The following is a 15,895-nucleotide window of genomic DNA, read 5'->3' as shown; positions in this document are numbered from 1 at the left end:
CCCCGAGTCTACGAACGCTTCCTGAGAGGAGCCCCAGCTTCGTGGAGGTGGGTCAGCGCCTGCCGGTAGGACTCCACGAGGCTCGTCTGCAGGTAGGGAATGCCGAGCTCGGCGCAGTAGCCCTGCACGATCGGCTGCGCGCGTCGCAAGTGCACCGACGGCATGCTCGGGAAGAGGTGGTGCTCGATCTGGTAGTTGAGGCCGCCGAGGGCGACGTCCACGACGGTGCCACCACGGACGTTGCGCGACGTGAGTACCTGCTTGCGGAGGAAGTCGAGCTGGGGGCGGCCGGTCAGCGTCGGCATGCCCTTGTGGTTCGGCGCGAAGATCGATCCCATGTAGACACCCCACAGTCCCTGGTGGACGGCGAAGAAGAGCAGGGCCAGTCCCGGCGGGAGGACCACGAACAACGCGGTGAGGTAGGCCGCGAAGTGCAGCGCCAGGAAAGTGGCCTCGAGGGCACGGCGGCGCAGGCCGGGTCGGGCGACCGCGCGGATGCCGGACCAGTGCAGGTTCAGGCCTTCGAGTGTGAGCAGCGGGAAGAACAGGAACGCCTGGTGCCGCCCGATGAACCGGGGCACGCCGCGGCTGGCGCGGGCCTGGTCTTGCGACCACACGAGGATGTCGGGGTCGACGTCGGGATCCAGCTCCTCGTGGTTGGGGTTCGCGTGGTGGCGGGTGTGCTTGTCCATCCACCAGCCGTAGCTCATACCCACGCCCAGGTTGCCCGCGAGGAGTCCGGCGGCTTCGGACGGGCGTCGCGTGCGGAACACCTGGCGGTGGGCAAGATCGTGGGAGAGCAGGGCGATCTGGCCGAACATGAAGGCCTGGAACGCGGCGACGGCGAGCTGCCACCACGAGTCCCCGAGGAGCGCGAAGGCGAGCCAGCCGCCGGCGAACAGCGTGGTCACCACGGCGATCCTGGCCGTGTAGTAGCCGGGGCGCCGCGCGAGCAGCCCTGCGTCGGTGATGCGGCGGGAGAGGCGGGCGAAGTCGCTGCCGGGACCGGCCGCGGCCGGGAGGACGAGATTGTCTGTGGTCACCTCGTCGAGTTTTTCGGGGAAGCCGGCCGAGCAGAACCCGGCAGACCCCAGAACCCGTGCGGGGGGTGGCCCCACCCCGCTAGGGGTGGACGCGCGAAAGGTGGTGATGGGGTGCGCCGAACAGCTGCGCGGCCGCGTGTGCTCGTTTGAAGTACCGGTGCGCGGGATGGTCCCAGGTGATGGCGATGCCGCCGTGCAGCTGGATCATCTCGGCGGCGACCTCGGCGAACACCTCGCTGCAGTGCACCTTCGCCACCGCCGCGAGCCGGGATGACGCCGGCGCGGCGTAGGCGGCGGAGCGGGAGGTCTCTACCAGCACGTGGAGGTCGGCCATCCGGTGCTTGAGCGCCTGGAAGCTCCCGATCGGGCGGCCGAACTGCACCCGGTGGCGCGTGTACTCCACGGTCAGCTCCAGCGCCCGTGACGCTGCCCCTACCTGTTCGGCGGCCAGTACGGCGCAGGCGACGTCGCGGACCCGTGCGAGGTCGACGCGTCCTAGCGGACGCGCGCGGACTCGGTCGAGGGTCACGGTGGCGAGGTGGCGAGTCTCGTCCATCGTCGGCACGGGTTCGCAGCGGACGCCGGGGTGTGCGGGATCGACCTCGAAGAGGGCGGGGCCGTCCGGGGTCCTGGCGGCGGCCAGGAGGACGTCGGCGCCGGTGGCGTCGAGGACGTAGTGCGCGGTTCCGTCCACTATGGACACGTCGGCGGTGAAGGCGGGCTGCAGCGGGTCCCAGCGACCGTCGGAGGTCCAGGCGAGAGCGCCGACGGTGCCCTCGGCCAAGGCCGGGAGCAGGCGGGCCAGGGCCGGGGCCTCGGTGTTGGTGGCGTTGGTGTTGGTGGTGGCGAGAAGGGAGGTGACGGCGAGGACGGAGGAACCGAGGAACGGCACGTCGGTGAGGTTGCGGCCGAGCTCTTCCGCGACGATCTGCACCTCGGTGAGGCCGATGGACTGGTCCGGATGGGCTGGGTCGGCCGAGTCGGTGGAACTGGACGGGCGGATCGGGCAGGCGCGGTGAGTTGGGTCGGCCGGATCGGCCGGCTGGGTCGCCGGTTCGGTGGCGAACCCGCCGAACCGCTTGGGCACCGTGAGGGCGGCGACGCCGACCTGAGCGCACAGGGCGGGCCACGGCTCGGTCTCACGGTCGAGGAGCTTGCGGACGCTGGCACGGAGGTCCTCCTGCTCGGGCGTGAATGTCACGGCGCGATCGCCGCCAGGACACGTCGGCGGTGTTCGGCTGGGGTGCCCCAGGCGCCGACGAGGGCGCGGACGCGCGTGAGGCGCAGGCCGAGCGGGTGTTCGGCGGTGTAGCCGACGGCGCCGTGGACCTGGAGGGCCGTCCGGGCGGCGAGGTGTGCGGCGTCGCCGCAGGCGGTCTTGGCGGCGGAGACGTCGGCGGGTTCGCCGGTGACCGCGGCGCCGTAGAGGAGGGGTGTCGCGAGTTCGAGGGCCGTGGCGACGTCGGCGAGGAGGTGCTGCACGGCTTGGTAGCTGCCGATCGCGCGGCCGAACTGGCGGCGGGTGAGGGCGTGGGTGACCGAGGCTTCGAGAAGCCACCGGCCGGCGCCGAGGAGCTGGGCTGCGGTGAGAAGGGCTCCGAGGTCGAACGCGCCCGCCGGTGCGAGCGCGGGGCCGACGTCGGCGCCGGGCACGGGCTCGAACAGGCGGCGTGATGCGTCGAGAGAGGAGAGGGCATCGCCGGGTGTGAAGCGGCGGAGGCGGGTGCCGTCGACGAGGTAGCGGGCGTCGGCGATGTCGGCGTCGAGGGCATAGGGAACGTAGGGAGGGAAGGAGAGCGATACGAGGGTTTCGCCGGTGGCCACGGAGGCCAGCACGCCGTGGTCGAGCAGCAGCGGCAGTACCGCGGCGTCGGTCCACGGGCCGGGCGGGCAGAAGCGGCCGAGCACCTCGAAGGCGACGACGGTATCCACGGCGTTGGCGCCTGAGTCGCCGACATTGGCTGGAGTGTGATCATCGGCTGATCCGCCGTCGCGGGTCGAGGTGAGATTGCCGGGTGAACCGTTGTCGCGGGCTGAATCGCTGAGGTTGAACGAAGCGACGGCGCTGGCCGAACCGTGGTCGGTTGCCGAGGAGCGAGCGGCGCGCGAGGCGACATCGTCGGCTGAACGGCTGTCGGTGGCTGAAGCGCGATCGTCGGTCGAGTGGCTGTGGGCGGTTGAAGCGACGTGGCCGGCGGGACGGTCGTCGGCGGCTGAAGCGCGATCGCTGGGCCGAGGAGCGCTGGTGGCTGAAGTGCGATCGCTGGGCGGAAGTGCGCCCGTGGCTAGCCCGCCGTGGTGGGTGGGGATGGTGAGGGATTGGACGCCCTGGTCGGCGAGGCGGCGCCAGATCTTCAGGCCCGGGCTGGGGTTGCCGGTGGACCAGGCGCGGGTGGCGGCGTCGCAGTCGAGGGTGTTGAGCAGGGCCGTGAGGGAGGTGGCGTAGTCGCGGTGGTCGGGGGAGAGGGTGAACCTCATCGGTCTCCTCTCGGGAGGCCGAGCAGGCGCTCGGCGATGATGCCGCGCTGGATCTGGTCGGTGCCGCCGTAGAGGGGGCCGGCGAGGGAGAAGAGCCAGCCGTCGGGCCAGGGACCGCGGAGTTCGGCGGACGGGCCGAGGAGGTCGAGAGCCGTTTCGTGGAGGGAGAGGTCGAGGTGTGACCAGAAGAGCTTGGTGACGCTGGCTTCCGGGCCGGGTGGGGTGCCGTCGGCGTGGCGGGTGACGGTCGCGAACGTGTGGAGCTGGTAAGCGCGGGCGCCGATCCAGGCGTCGGCGACGCGGGCGGCCGTGGCGTCGGGGCGGCCCGACGTGGACCACAGGTCGGCCAGACGTCGCGCGGCGGCGAGGAAGCGGCCGGGACTGCGGAGGGAGAGGCCGCGTTCGTTGGCGGCGGTGGTCATGGCGACGCGCCAGCCGTCGCCGGGGGTGCCGATGATGTCGGCGTCCGGGACGAAGGCGTCGTCGAAGAAAATCTCGGCGAAGCCGGGCTCGCCGTCGAGCTGGGGGATGGGGCGCACGGTGACGCCGGGCGCGCGCAGGTCGGCCATCAGGTAGGTGAGGCTGCGGTGGCGCGCCGAGCCGGGTTCGCTGCGGAACAGGCCGAAGGCCCGGTCCGCGAAGGCCGCGCGGGAGCTCCAGGTCTTCTGGCCGTTGAGGAGCCAGCCGCCGTCGGTGCGGGTGGCCGTGCTACGCAGGGAGGCGAGGTCGCTGCCTGCTTCCGGTTCGGACCACGCCTGCGCCCACACTTCTTGTGAGCGCGCCATTCTGGGCAGGATCCGGGCGAGCTGCTCCGGGGTGCCGTGGGAGAAGAGAGTGGGGGCGAGCATGAAGATGCCGTTCTGGTTCACCCTTGCGGGTGCGCCGGCGGCGTAGTACTCCTCCTCGAACAGGACCCACTCGAGGAGGCTCGCGTCGCGGCCGCCGAACTCGTGGGGCCAAGAGACGACGGACCACCGGGCGTCGGCGAGCTTCTCTTCCCACGCGCGGTGTGCTGCGAAGCCCTCGGCGGTGTCGAACGAGGGCAAAGCCTCGCGGGGCACGTGGGTGGCCAGCCACTCGCGGGCCTCGTCGCGGAATGCCTCGGCGGCAGGACCTAGTTCGAGATCCACCGGGCTCACGCTCCGCTTTCGGCCGCACCGCCGGCAGGCTCGGGTCCGGAACGGACCGAGTTGCTGCGGATTACGGGGTGGCCGGCGGATGCGGGACCGGTGTTGCTTGCGGTGCGGTGATCTGTGGGGCAGCCAGAGGGTTCGGGGTTGGTGTTACTTGGGTTGCGGCGATCCGTGGGGTGGCCGGCGGGTTCTGCGCTATCGAGGGCTGAGGTCGGGTGGTCGCCGGGTGCGGGGCTGCTGTTGCTTGTGGTGCCGTGATCTGTCGCGTGGTCGGCGGACGCGGGACTGATGTTGCTTGTGCTGCCCTGATTTGTGAGGTGGTCGGCGGGTTCGGGACTGGGGACGCCCGAGGCGTGGCGGTCCGTGGCGTGGTGGGCGGCGGTGGTCGGCTCTGGATGGGGCGTTGGCGGTGCGGGGTCGCGCATGGAGCGGGCGGTGTGGCCGCCGAGGGAGTCGCCGGAGGCTTCGGCGTTGTGGGCGTGGGCGAGGTGGTGGAGGGCGAACGCGGAGTCCATGCCGTTGCGCAGGCCCATGAGGTCTTCGGCTTGGTTGACGGCTTTTTTGGCGAGCGCGAGTCCGAAACGGGGCATCTCGGCGATCTGCGCGGCCAGTGAAAGGGTCTCCGATTCCAGGGCGTCGCGGGGGACGACGCGGTTCACCATGCCCCACGCCAGTGCCTGGTCGGCGGAGAAGCGCGCGCCGGTGAAGAGGACTTCCTTGGCGGCGCGCGGGCCCAGTACCCAGGGGTGGGCGAAGTACTCGACACCGGGAATTCCCATGCGTACCACGGGGTCGGCGAAGAAGGCGTCGTCGGAGGCGACGATGAGGTCGCACGTCCAGGCGAGCATGAGGGCGCCGGCGATGCAGGCGCCCTGGACGGCGGCGATGGTGGGCTTCGGCAGGTCCCGCCAACGGCGGCACATGCCGAGGTAGACCTCCGATTCACGCGCGAAGCGCTGGTCGGCGCCGGGGGCATCGACGTGGTCCCACCAGGTGACGGCGCGGCGGGGGAACGACACGTCGGCGTCACGGCCGGGGGAGCCGATGTCGTGGCCGGCGGAGAAGTGCTTGCCCGCGCCGGCCAGGACGATGACCTTCACCTCGGAGTCCTCGACGGCGCGGGTGAAGGCATCGTCGAGGGCGTAGGTCATCGCGGAGTTCTGGGCGTTGCGGTACTCCGGCCGGTTCATGGTCACGACGGCGGTCGGGCCGCGGCGCTCATAGAGGACTTCAGGCATCGGTGTGTTCTCCCCGGTTGCGGTGCTCCGGCCGGTTGACGGTGAGAATGGCGGTCGGGTCATGCCATTCGTGCTCGACTTCAGGCATCGGTGTGTTTTGTCCGGTTGCGGTGGTCGGGCCGGTTCGCGGTGAGAATGGCGGTCGGGCCGCGGCGTTCGTGCTCGACTTCAGGCGTCGGTGGGTTCTCGCCCGTTGCGGTGGTCGGGCCGGTCCGTGATGACGAGTGTGATGGGGCCGCAGCGTTCGCGGGGGACTTCAGGCATCGGTGCGCTCGTCGGGGTTCCAGCGCGGGCCGATTCAGGGAGGCGACTGGGCCGCGGTGGTCGTGCGGCAGTTCACGCATGCCCGCGCTGCGGCTGGATGCGGTCGGGTCCGCGCGGCGTGGCGGTGATGGTGAGGCCGCCACGTCCAGGAAGTCAGGCATGTGGGCGCTCCTGCGGTGGGGTCTTGGTGGCGGTCGCTTTGTCGACGGCGTCGGGCATGGGGGTCTCGCGGAGAAGGCGTTTGAGGACTTTCCCCGACGGGTTGCGGGGGAGAGCAGGGACGAACTCGACTGAGCGCGGCACCTTGTAGTTGGCCACATTCTCCTTGCAGTAAGCCAAAACAGCCTCGGCGGTCAGACCGGCGCCCGGGCGGGGGACGATGTAGGCGCGGCCCACTTCGCCCAGACGGGGGTCGGGGAGGCCGACGACGGCGGAGTCGGCGATGGCGGGGTGGGCGGCAAGCACCTGCTCGACTTCGGCGGGGTAGACGTTGAAACCGCCGCTGACGTAGATGTCCTTGAGGCGGTCGGTGATGAGGAGGTGGCCGTCGGGGGACAAGGACCCCACGTCGCCGGTGTGGAGCCAGCCGGCGGGGTCGATTGCGGACGCGGTGGCGGCCGGGTCGTCGAGGTAGCCGAGCATGACGTTGGGGCCGCGGAGGAGGATCTCGTCGTGGTCGCCGAGGCGGATTTCGAAGCCTGCGGTGGGGCGGCCGGAGAAGTGGGAGACGACGTCTAGGGAATCGGTCGGGCTGCTCATGGTGGCGACGACGGCTTCGGTCAGGCCGTAGGCCGTCAGCACCGTGTCGAAGCCCAGGTCGGAGTGCATGCGGGCCACAAGAGGTGCCGGAACCGACGCCGCGCCCGTGACGGCCAGGCGCAAAGTGGACAGGTCCCGGTGTGAACGGTCCGGGGCGTCGAGCAGCATCCGGTAGACGGTCGGGGCGCCGGGCAGCACGGTGATGCGTTCCTGCTCGATCAAGCGCAACGTCGAGGAAGCGTCGAAGACGCGCTGCGGAACGATCGTGGCCCCCGTGAGGACGCAGGCCAGGATGCCTGCCTTGTAACCGAAACTGTGGAAGAACGGGTTCACCACCAGGTAGCGGTCCCCAGAAGACAACCCGGCACACGACGCCCAAGCGGCCGCGACCCCGAGCGCCTGACGGTGGGCGCTCATTGCGCCCTTGCTGGGACCGGTGGTGCCGGAGGTGAAGAGGATGTCGCTGACGTCGTCCGGGGTCACCGCTGCCGATCCGAAAGAACCGTCCACATCGGACCATTCGGCGACGCCCGGCACCGGAGGCTCCGCGACTTCGACCGGCACGCGCACCACCAGCGGTGGCAAGGAATTCAACGCAGCCAGCCGTGAAGTCCCCAGGAACCGGCCCGTGATCACCAAACCCGAGACCCGCGCCCGCATGAGCACATCCAGGGTTTCCCGCGCGGTGAAACGCGTGCTCACCGGAACGAGTGTCGCGCCCGCGTAGAGAATGCCCAGGCCCGCCACGACCCAGTGCCACGTGTTGGGGGAGCACACCGCGACGCGCGCGCCGGTGCCCACGCCGTGCGAAGACAGGAAGCCCGCGAAAGCCCGCACGCGTGAGCGCAGGGCGGCCCACGTCAGCCGGACGTCGCCGTCGGCCACGGCTTCGCCCGTGGGGTCCCGCTCCGCGGCCGCGTCGAGCGCTGCGGGAACGGTCAGCGGCAGCGTCATCGCAGACCTCCCTAGCAAGTGCTTGGTAGGGTAACCTACGGACGAGCCCCGGGGCCAGAGAGGAGAACGCGGTGGACGAGTTCCGGACGCAGATCCGTTCCTGGCTGGCTGAGCACCTCGACCCCGCGCTCAAGGGTCTCGGCGGGCCGGGCCGCGAGCATGAAGCGTTCGAGGAACGCCGGGCCTGGGAACGGAAACTCGGCGCCGCCGGGTGGAACGGGTTGGGCTGGCCCCCAGCGCACGGCGGGCGCGGCGCGACGATCGAGCAGCAGGTCGCGTTCCACGAGGAGTACGCCCGCGCCGACGCGCCCGCGCGGGTGGGTCACCTCGGGCAGGAGCTGCTGGGGCCGGCGCTCATCGCGTTCGGCACCGAAGCCCAGCAACGCCGGTTCCTGCCGAAGATCCTCGCGGTCGACGAGCTGTGGTGCCAGGGCTACTCCGAACCCGGCGCCGGGTCCGATCTCGCCGCGGTCGCCACGAAAGCGCGAGTCCGCAACGACGAGTGGGTGATCACCGGCCAGAAAGTCTGGACGTCGCTGGCCCACGTCGCCGATTGGTGCTTCGCGCTCGTCCGCACCGAGCCGGACAGCAAGCGCCACCACGGGTTGTCCTTCTTGCTCATCCCGATGCACCAGGACGGCGTGGAAGTCCGGCCGATCCGCCAGCTCACCGGCACCGCCGAGTTCAACGAGGTCTTCTTCACCGAAGCCCGCACCGCCAAGGATCTCGTGGTCGGCGCGCCCGGCGACGGCTGGCGGGTCGCGATGGGCGTGCTCGGGTTCGAACGGGGCGTCGCCACACTCGGTCAGCAGGTCGGATTCCGGCGGGAGCTGGGGGCGATCACGGAACTCGCCGAAACGTCCGGCGTGGCAACGGATCCGCACGTCGCCGAGGCCATCGCCCGGGCGTGGGTGGGCCTCGAGGTCATGCACGCGCACGCCCTGCGCGCACCCGACGGACCCGGCGCCGCCTCCGTCGCGAAGCTGGTCTGGGCCGGCTGGCACCGCAAGCTGGGCGAGCTGGCCATGCTCGTGCGCGGCGCCGCGGGCCTGGTCGCGACCGAAGACCGCTGGCAACGCTTGTTCCTCTTCTCCCGCGCCGACACGATCTACGGCGGCTCCGACGAGATCCAGCGCACCGTGATCGCCGAGCGCGTGCTCGGCCTGCCCCGGGAGGCCCGGCCGTGATCACCGTCCCGAAGTACCCCAGCGGCAACAACCTGCTCAAGGACAAGGTCGTCGTGGTCACCGCGGCCGCCGGCACGGGCATCGGCTCGGCCGCCGCGAAACGCTGTCTCGAAGAAGGCGCGAACGTCCTCATCAGCGACCGCCACGAACGCCGCCTCAAGGAGACCGCGCAAGACCTCGGCGTCCCCGGCGTGCTCTGCGACGTCACCCGCGAAGAAGACGTCCAGCACCTCATCGACGCGGCCGTCGAGCACTACGGCCGCCTCGACGTGCTCGTCAACAACGCCGGCCTCGGCGGCACCTGCTCCCTGCTCGACATGTCCGACGACGAGTGGTCCCGCGTGCTCGACGTGACGCTCACCGGCACCTTCCGCGCCACCCGGGCGGCCCTGCGCCGGTTCGCGGTGCAGAAAACCGGCGGCGCCATCGTGAACAACGCGAGTGTGCTCGGCTGGCGCGCACAGGAGGGCCAGGCCCACTACGCCGCCGCCAAAGCCGGCGTGATGGCCCTGACGCGCTGTGCCGCCGTGGACGCCGCGCCGTACGACGTGCGCGTGAACGCCGTCGCGCCCAGCCTCGCGATGCACGCCAACCTCGCGAAGGTGACGAGCGACGAGCTGCTCGCCGAGCTCGCCGCGCGTGAGATCTCGGGGAGGGCGGCGCAGCCGTGGGAGGTGGCGAATGTGATGGTGTTCCTGGCCAGTGAGTACGCCTCGTACCTCACCGGCGAGGTGGTGTCGGTCAGTGCCCAGCACGCGTGAGGTGGAACGAGTGAAGAACGCCCCCGGATCCCGGCGAGCCGAGCTGCTCGCGCTCGCCGCGAAGCTGTTCGCCGAGCGCGGGTACGTGTCCACCACGGTCCGCGACATCGCCGACGCCGCGGGCATCCTGTCCGGCAGCCTCTACCACCACTTCGACTCGAAGGAGTCGATGGCCGACGAGATCCTGTCCGGCTTCCTCGACGAGCTGTTCGGGGCCTACGCGGAGATCGTCGCGGAGCGAAAAGGCCCGCGCGAGACGCTGGAAGCCGTGGTCGTCGCCTCGTTCGACTCGATCCACCGGCGTCCCGCCGAGGTCGCGATCTACCAGAACGAAGCCCAGCACCTCATGCAGCTGCCGCGATTCGCGTACCTCAACGACCGCAACGCCGAGTTCCGCAAGCTCTGGAACGGCATCCTCACCGACGGCGTCGAGGCCGGCGTCTTCCGCCCCGACCTCGACGTGGAGCTCGTCTACCGCTTCATCCGCGACACGGTGTGGGTCGCCGTGCGCTGGTACAACCCCGAAGGCGCGCTGAGCGCCCACGACGTCGCCGACCAGTACCTCGGCATCCTGCTCGACGGCATCGCGAAACGGAGGCGCCGTGGCTGAGGCCTACGTGCTCGACGCCGTGCGCACGCCCGTCGGCCGGCGCGGCGGCGCGCTCGCCGCCGTGCACCCGGCCGACCTCGGCGCGCACGTGATCAAAGCAGTCGTCGATCGCACAGGCGTGGACCCCGCACTGGTCGACGACGTGATCCTCGGCTGCGTCGACACGCTCGGGCCGCAGGCCGGCAACCTCGCGCGCACCGCGTGGCTCGCCGCCGGGTTCCCCGACCACGTGCCGGGAGTGACGGTCGACCGCCAGTGCGGTTCGAGCCAGCAGGCCGTGCACTTCGCGGCGCAGGCGGTGCTCAGCGGCACCGCCGACCTCGTGCTCGCGGGCGGGGTGCAGAACATGTCGGCCGTGCCGATCGGCTCGGCGATGCTCGCCGGGCGCGAGCTGGGGTTCCCCGACCCGTTCTCGGGCTCGAAAGGCTGGCAGGAGCGCTACGGCGCCGAGGAGGTCTCGCAGTTCCGCAGCGCCGACCTCATCGCGCGCCACTGGGACCTCTCGCGCGCGCAGCTGGAGGAGTTCGCGCTGCGCAGCCACGAACGCGCGGCCGCCGCCATCGACGAAGGGCGCTTCGACGCCGAACTCGTGGCCTACGGTGACTTCCGCGTGGACGAAGGTCCCCGCCGCGACACCAGCCTCGCGAAGATGGCCTCGCTGAAGCCACTTTCCGAAGGTTCCCGCATCACCGCCGCCGTCTCCAGCCAGCTCTCCGACGGCGCGAGCGCGACGCTGCTGGCCTCGGCCGGGTTCGTCAACGAGCACAAGATCAAGCCCAAAGCACGAATTCACCACTTGTCGGTGCGGGCCGCCGATCCGGTCTGGATGCTCACCGGACCGATCCCCGCGACCGCGCACGCGCTGCGCAAGACCGGCCTCACGATCGGTGAGATCGACCTTTTCGAGGTCAACGAGGCGTTCGCCAGCGTTGTGCTCGCGTGGCTCGACGAGACCGGCGCGGATCCGGACCGCGTGAACGTGAACGGCGGCGCCATCGCGCTCGGCCACCCGATCGGCGCGTCGGGCACGAAACTGTTCGCCACGCTCCTGCACGAGCTCGAACGCCGTGACGCGCGGTTCGGCCTGCAGACGATGTGCGAAGGCGGCGGCACCGCCAACGTCACCATCGTCGAACGGCTGTAGCCGGGTCAAAAAACCGTGGGCCGGTCACCACACCGCCCAGCCGCTGGGACGGTGTGGTGACCGGTGGAAGGGGGCGGCCGCCGCGCGCGGCCACCCCCGGCTCTCACCGCGCGAAGTCCTGCGCGGCGTCGAACTCGTCGGCGAACTGCGCGTAGAACTCCTGCGTGTCGAACCGCTCATCGGGGTAGAACCGCTCATCGGTGTCGAACTGCTCGTCGGGCCAGGTCTCGACGGGCTCGGGTGCGGCCAAGGACGGCGTGTACTCCGGCACCGGCAGCCGCCGGTCGAGCTCGGCCGTCCAGTCGAGCATCGCGCGCGGCTTGTCCCACGCCGTGATGCCTACGAGCTGCCCCGCACGGATGAACCCGGTGATGCCGTCGGCGAGCGACACGGTGTCCTCGCCGAGCGACGGCATGCCCGCCATCTGCAGCCGCACGTCGTAGAGCGTCGACCACGCCCGCGGCAGCGGCGCGAACGGCGTGGCCGCCGACCGGCCCGCGATCAGGTTCTCCGCGGCCGCGCGCGCCGACTCCACGGCGTTGATCCAGTGCTCGACGCGGCGCGGCACCTCGTCGAAGCGCAGGTTGGGCCAGCGCGCGAGGTCACCCGCCACCACCACGTCGTCGGCGCCCTCGGCGAACAGCGTCGGCTCGCACAGGACACCGTCCTCGACGTCGAGGCCCGAGCCGCGCAGGTAGTCGACCGCGGGGACGCTGCCGATCGCGAGCACCACGCAGCTGGCAACGAGCAGCTTGTTGTTCGTCAGGTGCAGCCCGATGGTGTCGTCGGTGCTGATCCAGTGCCGCACCTCCGAGCCCATCGCCAGCTTCGTCCGGTGCTCCTTGTGCAGCTTCACCACCGCGTCGGAGATCCGGCTGCCGAAGCGGTGCAGCGGTGCCTTCGCGTGGCCGACGAGCGTGACGTCGCGGCCGAGGTGGCGCATGCTCGCCGCGAACTCGTTGCCGATCAGGCCGCCGCCGATCACCACAGCCGGCTTGTTGCTCGCGTGCAGGCAGTGCCGCACGGCCAGCGCGTCGTCGATCGTGCGCAGCACCCGCACGCGCGGGTCGTGGCGCGGCGAGCCGGGCAGGTGCCGCGGCACGACGCCGGTGGCCAGCACGAGCCCGTCGTACCAAAGCGATTCACCGCCGGGCAGGTGCACGACGCGCTCGACGGTGTCGAGGTGGGTCGCGCGCGTGCCGAGCCGCCAGTGGACGTCGAGGTCGCCGTAGGCACGCAGCGTGGTGTCCGGCGGTCGCGCCGCTCCCATCACGAGCTGCTTCGAGATCATCGGCCGGTGGTACGGGCGGCGGGCCTCGTCGCCCACCACCACGATCTCGCCGTCGAAACCGAGCTCACGCAGTCGTTCCGCCGCACGCAGGCCGGCGACACCTGCGCCGACGATGACGATCCGGTCGCCGTCAGCCATCAAGTTCCCCTCTCAGCACGACCGCCTGCATCGGGCACACCCGGGCCGCGGCGATCGCTTGGGTCATGTCTTCGGGCTCGAGCAGGCGCTTGCGGAAGCGCAGGCGCCCGTCCCGGCCGAGGTCGAAAAGGCCGGGGGCCTCCATCGCACAGATTCCGTAGAGCTCGCACCGGTCGTTGTCGACACTCACGCGCGGCCCGCTGCCGGGGAGTTTCACGCCACCTGCTCCTCGACGAGCCCGATCCGCTCGAGCGTCCGCGGCGGCAGGAACCGCAGCAGCGCCAGCGTGACCGGGGGGACGAGCAGGGTGATGCCGACGAGCCACATCGCGGCGAGGTGACCGTTGGCGATCGCGCCCAGGAACGCGTGCAGCGCGGTAAGCGCGACGGCCGGGTACGCCAGCCGGTGCAGCCAAAGCCAACGCCGGTACGACGTCCAGCGCTGCACGCAGGCGGTGAGCGCGATGGCCAGCATCAGCTCCAGCCCGACGATGCCGAACGTGTGCCGCGCGAGTGTGCCCGGCATGAACGGGATCGAGATGTACGCCAGTGAGAACGGGTTCACGGTGAGGTAGAGGAACCCCAGCGCGTGCAGGCAGCCGAACGCGAGCGCGAGCGTCGAGAGCATCAAGTGGCCGCTGCGCAGGGCCTTGCGGCCGGTGACCGAGCGTACCCAGCCGGTGGCGGTGAGCACGCCCCAGCACAGCGCGAGGCACATGAACGCGTACGACAGCCGGGCCGAAAGGGAGGCTATGCCGCGGGCGGCGGGGTCGGTGGATTGCTGCGCGAGGGTGGTCACCGCCTCGTGGACGGTGTCAACCATGGGTTTCTCCTGAGTTCGGACGGAGCCGGCCGCCGCGCAGGCGGCCGGACTTCGCGTAGCGGACTCCGAGCAGCGTCGCGCCGCCGACCAGCACGAAGAGCAGTGCGGCGGTGAGCACGTCGGAGGTCCGGAGGTCGAGCGCGCTGCCGGCGGGCGCCGCGGAATCGGCCACCGCGCTCGACGGCAGCGCGGAGAAGTCCACGTAACCGGTGCTCTCCAGCAGCGTCATGTGCCGCAGCACGGCCTGGTTCGCGACGGTCGCGTACGCGCGGATCTCGGGGTTGCGGGTGCCGGCGCGGACCTGGGCGATCACGGAGAACACCTGACCGTGGGCCGCGCGCAGCAGGTTGGCGAAGAGGCGGTCGAAGTCCTGCGGGGTGGGGGCCTTCTGCAGTTGGTCGAGCCAGCCCATCTGCTGGGCCGACGGCTCGGCGGGCAGCACGACGCCGAGCTTCGCGGCGAGCTGGCGGGTGAGCACGTCGAGCCGGCCGTGGTCGACCATGATCGCCGCGCCGACTTCGCGCACCTTCGGGTCCGCGCCGCGGGTTTCGGCCCACGTGCCGGCCGGCATCTCCCACAGCCCGGCCTGGCGCACCTTCACGAGCAGCAGCTGGTCCCCGGCGTCGACGCCCGTCTGGGCCGACGCGGGGGCCGGCACCATCACGAGCGCGGCGAACACGACAAGCACGAGACGCAGGGCCTTGCGGAGGCGATCAGATCCGGAACGCATCGGCCCGCCAGGTATCGGTGGTGGTCTCGATCTTGCCGCCCTCGGGCGTCAGCGGGAACCACGCGCGGCCGGTGCCCTGCCCGGCGGTCTGCCCCGGCATCTCGTCGCCGGTGTAGCGGTAGAGCGGCCAGCCGGCGAGAGTGACCTGATCCGTGCCGTCGGGGCGAGTGACGCTGCCCACGAGATCGCGGTCGATGCCGGTGAGTTTCACATCACCACTGGCACGCACAGGGAGCCACTTCTCGGCGCACTCGTCGGTGCAGCGCGAACGCGAGGGCTTCGCGCTGTCGCGGTCGTAGCGGTAGGCGGCGAAACCGCTACCGTCCACGACAACGTCTCCGAGGTCGAACGCGCGGGCGGCCCGCAGCTCGGCTTTGGCCGGGTCGGTCTGGTCGGCCGGCATCTGCATCGGCATGCTCATCGGGCCCGCGGGGCTCGGGAGATAGCCACCGGGAGCGGTTCCGGACTGACATGCGGTCAATACTGTGAATGCGGCCAGGCACACAGCGGGGGGTGCCGCTGTGCGGAACAAGCGGTTCACGGCTTCCTCCAGGGGGCGGAACTGCACGCCGTCGCGCGGAAACGACGGGAAAAGGGCGCAGTTGATCCACTGTGGACAGTAAGCCCATGGTGAATGCGGTGCGTCGCGGGGGAACGGCGCGTTGTCGGGGTCTTCGACGGGGGATACGGACACAGGTTCGACACGGTTCAAAAAACTTTCGTGACCAAAGCCTGTGATTTTGGTACTGGACGAAATGGCGTCGTTGCCACAAAGATGTCCCGCGTGGGACGGCACAATCGAACGCTGAGCCCGACGGACGATCATGAAACCGAAACCCCCGGAGTTCATGACGACCTGGCCAAAGCGTTGTACCAAGAGTTCGGCGGAGCCTTGATGGGCTTCGCGCTGCGCCTGACCGGTCACGACCGGCAGTGGGCGGAGGACGTGGTGCAGGAGACGTTGATCAAGGCTTGGCGCAACGCCGACAAGCTCGACCGGAGGCCGGCGATGCTGCGCGCGTGGCTGTTCACCGTCGCTCGGCGCATCGTCATCGACGGCTGGCGCAGCCGCAGTGTCCGTCCGCAGGAGCTCGAGGAGATCGAGTCCGACTCCGTGTTCGTGTCCGACGAGTCGGACAAGACGGTGGCGGCCATGATCCTCTACGAGGCGCTGCAAGGGCTTTCGCCCGAGCATCGGGAGGCGGTGCAGCAGACGTACCTGGCCGACCGGACCGTGAACGAGGTCGCCGCCACTCTGGGGGTGCCTCCCGGCACCGTCAAATCGCGAATCCACCACGCCGTCCGCGCCCTGCGGAAGGCCATGCGCGAGCGGGGGTGAGGTG

General features: G+C 70.7%; 15 protein-coding genes and 1 pseudogene. 5 read left to right on the top strand and 11 right to left on the bottom strand.

Going from position 1 to position 15,895, the window contains the following annotated elements:
* Positions 1-8: 8 nt before the first annotated feature.
* The 6 genes and pseudogenes from ABZU76_RS25070 to ABZU76_RS25045 form a co-directional block, all read right to left on the bottom strand.
* On the bottom strand, positions 9-1,043 hold the full coding sequence (locus tag ABZU76_RS25070; RefSeq protein ID WP_354873614.1) for an acyl-CoA desaturase: 1,035 nt from the start codon (positions 1,041-1,043) through the stop codon (positions 9-11).
* A 79-nt stretch (positions 1,044-1,122) separates the two neighbouring features.
* Positions 1,123-2,244 carry an acyl-CoA dehydrogenase family protein gene (locus ABZU76_RS25065; protein ID WP_354873612.1) on the bottom strand — a complete coding sequence of 374 codons (1,122 nt, stop codon included), beginning with the start codon at positions 2,242-2,244 and terminating at the stop codon, positions 1,123-1,125.
* Positions 2,241-3,521 (bottom strand): acyl-CoA dehydrogenase family protein, encoded by a 1,281-nt coding sequence (locus ABZU76_RS25060; RefSeq protein ID WP_354873610.1) that lies wholly within the window; start codon positions 3,519-3,521, stop codon positions 2,241-2,243. Before ABZU76_RS25060 ends, ABZU76_RS25065 begins: the two co-directional genes overlap by 4 nt.
* Positions 3,518-4,651, bottom strand: coding sequence for an acyl-CoA dehydrogenase family protein (locus ABZU76_RS25055; RefSeq protein ID WP_354873608.1), 1,134 nt, complete (start codon positions 4,649-4,651; stop codon positions 3,518-3,520). The genes ABZU76_RS25060 and ABZU76_RS25055 overlap by 4 nt, the downstream gene beginning before the upstream one ends.
* A gap of 419 nt (positions 4,652-5,070) precedes the next feature.
* Positions 5,071-5,892: pseudogene (locus ABZU76_RS25050) on the bottom strand (enoyl-CoA hydratase); the annotation flags it as partial.
* A gap of 417 nt (positions 5,893-6,309) precedes the next feature.
* Positions 6,310-7,869: a FadD3 family acyl-CoA ligase gene (locus ABZU76_RS25045; RefSeq protein ID WP_354873606.1), complete on the bottom strand. Its 1,560-nt coding sequence runs from the start codon at positions 7,867-7,869 to the stop codon at positions 6,310-6,312.
* A 71-nt stretch (positions 7,870-7,940) separates the two neighbouring features.
* On the opposite strand from ABZU76_RS25045, the gene ABZU76_RS25040 reads away from it, so the two are divergent.
* From ABZU76_RS25040 to ABZU76_RS25025, 4 genes are read left to right on the top strand one after another with little or no spacing between them, the layout of a single operon-like run.
* On the top strand, positions 7,941-9,056 hold the full coding sequence (locus ABZU76_RS25040) for an acyl-CoA dehydrogenase family protein (protein WP_354873604.1): 1,116 nt from the start codon (positions 7,941-7,943) through the stop codon (positions 9,054-9,056).
* Complete coding sequence (locus ABZU76_RS25035) at positions 9,053-9,817, top strand: SDR family oxidoreductase (RefSeq protein WP_354873602.1); 765 nt, start codon at positions 9,053-9,055, stop codon at positions 9,815-9,817. The genes ABZU76_RS25040 and ABZU76_RS25035 overlap by 4 nt, the downstream gene beginning before the upstream one ends.
* A gap of 10 nt (positions 9,818-9,827) precedes the next feature.
* On the top strand, positions 9,828-10,427 hold the full coding sequence (locus ABZU76_RS25030) for a TetR/AcrR family transcriptional regulator (RefSeq protein ID WP_220238253.1): 600 nt from the start codon (positions 9,828-9,830) through the stop codon (positions 10,425-10,427).
* Positions 10,420-11,571 (top strand): acetyl-CoA C-acetyltransferase, encoded by a 1,152-nt coding sequence (locus ABZU76_RS25025; protein ID WP_354873600.1) that lies wholly within the window; start codon positions 10,420-10,422, stop codon positions 11,569-11,571. The genes ABZU76_RS25030 and ABZU76_RS25025 overlap by 8 nt, the downstream gene beginning before the upstream one ends.
* A 103-nt stretch (positions 11,572-11,674) precedes the next feature.
* On the opposite strand, the gene ABZU76_RS25020 is transcribed toward ABZU76_RS25025, so the two are convergent.
* The 5 genes from ABZU76_RS25020 to ABZU76_RS25000 are packed head-to-tail and all read right to left on the bottom strand — an operon-like array spanning position 11,675 to position 15,477.
* Positions 11,675-13,000 carry an NAD(P)/FAD-dependent oxidoreductase gene (locus ABZU76_RS25020; protein ID WP_354873598.1) on the bottom strand — a complete coding sequence of 442 codons (1,326 nt, stop codon included), beginning with the start codon at positions 12,998-13,000 and terminating at the stop codon, positions 11,675-11,677.
* Positions 12,993-13,217, bottom strand: coding sequence for a ferredoxin (locus ABZU76_RS25015; protein ID WP_220238256.1), 225 nt, complete (start codon positions 13,215-13,217; stop codon positions 12,993-12,995). The genes ABZU76_RS25020 and ABZU76_RS25015 overlap by 8 nt, the downstream gene beginning before the upstream one ends.
* Positions 13,214-13,822: a ferric reductase-like transmembrane domain-containing protein gene (locus tag ABZU76_RS25010; RefSeq protein WP_354873596.1), complete on the bottom strand. Its 609-nt coding sequence runs from the start codon at positions 13,820-13,822 to the stop codon at positions 13,214-13,216. The genes ABZU76_RS25015 and ABZU76_RS25010 overlap by 4 nt, the downstream gene beginning before the upstream one ends.
* Positions 13,815-14,552: a DUF4142 domain-containing protein gene (locus ABZU76_RS25005; RefSeq protein WP_354873594.1), complete on the bottom strand. Its 738-nt coding sequence runs from the start codon at positions 14,550-14,552 to the stop codon at positions 13,815-13,817. Before ABZU76_RS25005 ends, ABZU76_RS25010 begins: the two co-directional genes overlap by 8 nt.
* Positions 14,536-15,477, bottom strand: coding sequence for a hypothetical protein (locus ABZU76_RS25000; protein ID WP_354873591.1), 942 nt, complete (start codon positions 15,475-15,477; stop codon positions 14,536-14,538). The genes ABZU76_RS25005 and ABZU76_RS25000 overlap by 17 nt, the downstream gene beginning before the upstream one ends.
* Between ABZU76_RS25000 and ABZU76_RS24995 the strand changes: the two genes are divergently transcribed.
* On the top strand, positions 15,448-15,891 hold the full coding sequence (locus ABZU76_RS24995) for a sigma-70 family RNA polymerase sigma factor (RefSeq protein WP_255637685.1): 444 nt from the start codon (positions 15,448-15,450) through the stop codon (positions 15,889-15,891). The two genes, ABZU76_RS25000 and ABZU76_RS24995, sit on opposite strands and share 30 nt — an antisense overlap.
* Positions 15,892-15,895 lie beyond the last annotated feature (4 nt).

Origin of the sequence: Amycolatopsis sp. NPDC005232 (assembly GCF_040607795.1) — a bacterium.
In the GTDB taxonomy this organism is placed as follows: domain Bacteria; phylum Actinomycetota; class Actinomycetes; order Mycobacteriales; family Pseudonocardiaceae; genus Amycolatopsis.
The sequence above is the reverse complement of the archived record's forward strand: the minus strand, read 5'-3'. Positions and strand labels throughout refer to the sequence as shown.

Bases quoted from the DNA above. Each gene is read 5' to 3' on its own strand.
- ABZU76_RS25060 (WP_354873610.1), bottom strand. From the start codon at position 3,521: ATGAGGTTCACCCTCTCCCCCGACCACCGCGACTACGCCACCTCCCTC.
- ABZU76_RS25045 (WP_354873606.1), bottom strand. From the start codon at position 7,869: ATGACGCTGCCGCTGACCGTTCCCGCAGCGCTCGACGCGGCCGCGGAG.
- ABZU76_RS25020 (WP_354873598.1), bottom strand. From the start codon at position 13,000: ATGGCTGACGGCGACCGGATCGTCATCGTCGGCGCAGGTGTCGCCGGC.
- ABZU76_RS25010 (WP_354873596.1), bottom strand. From the start codon at position 13,822: ATGGTTGACACCGTCCACGAGGCGGTGACCACCCTCGCGCAGCAATCC.
- ABZU76_RS25005 (WP_354873594.1), bottom strand. From the start codon at position 14,552: ATGCGTTCCGGATCTGATCGCCTCCGCAAGGCCCTGCGTCTCGTGCTT.
- ABZU76_RS24995 (WP_255637685.1), top strand. From the start codon at position 15,448: ATGGGCTTCGCGCTGCGCCTGACCGGTCACGACCGGCAGTGGGCGGAG.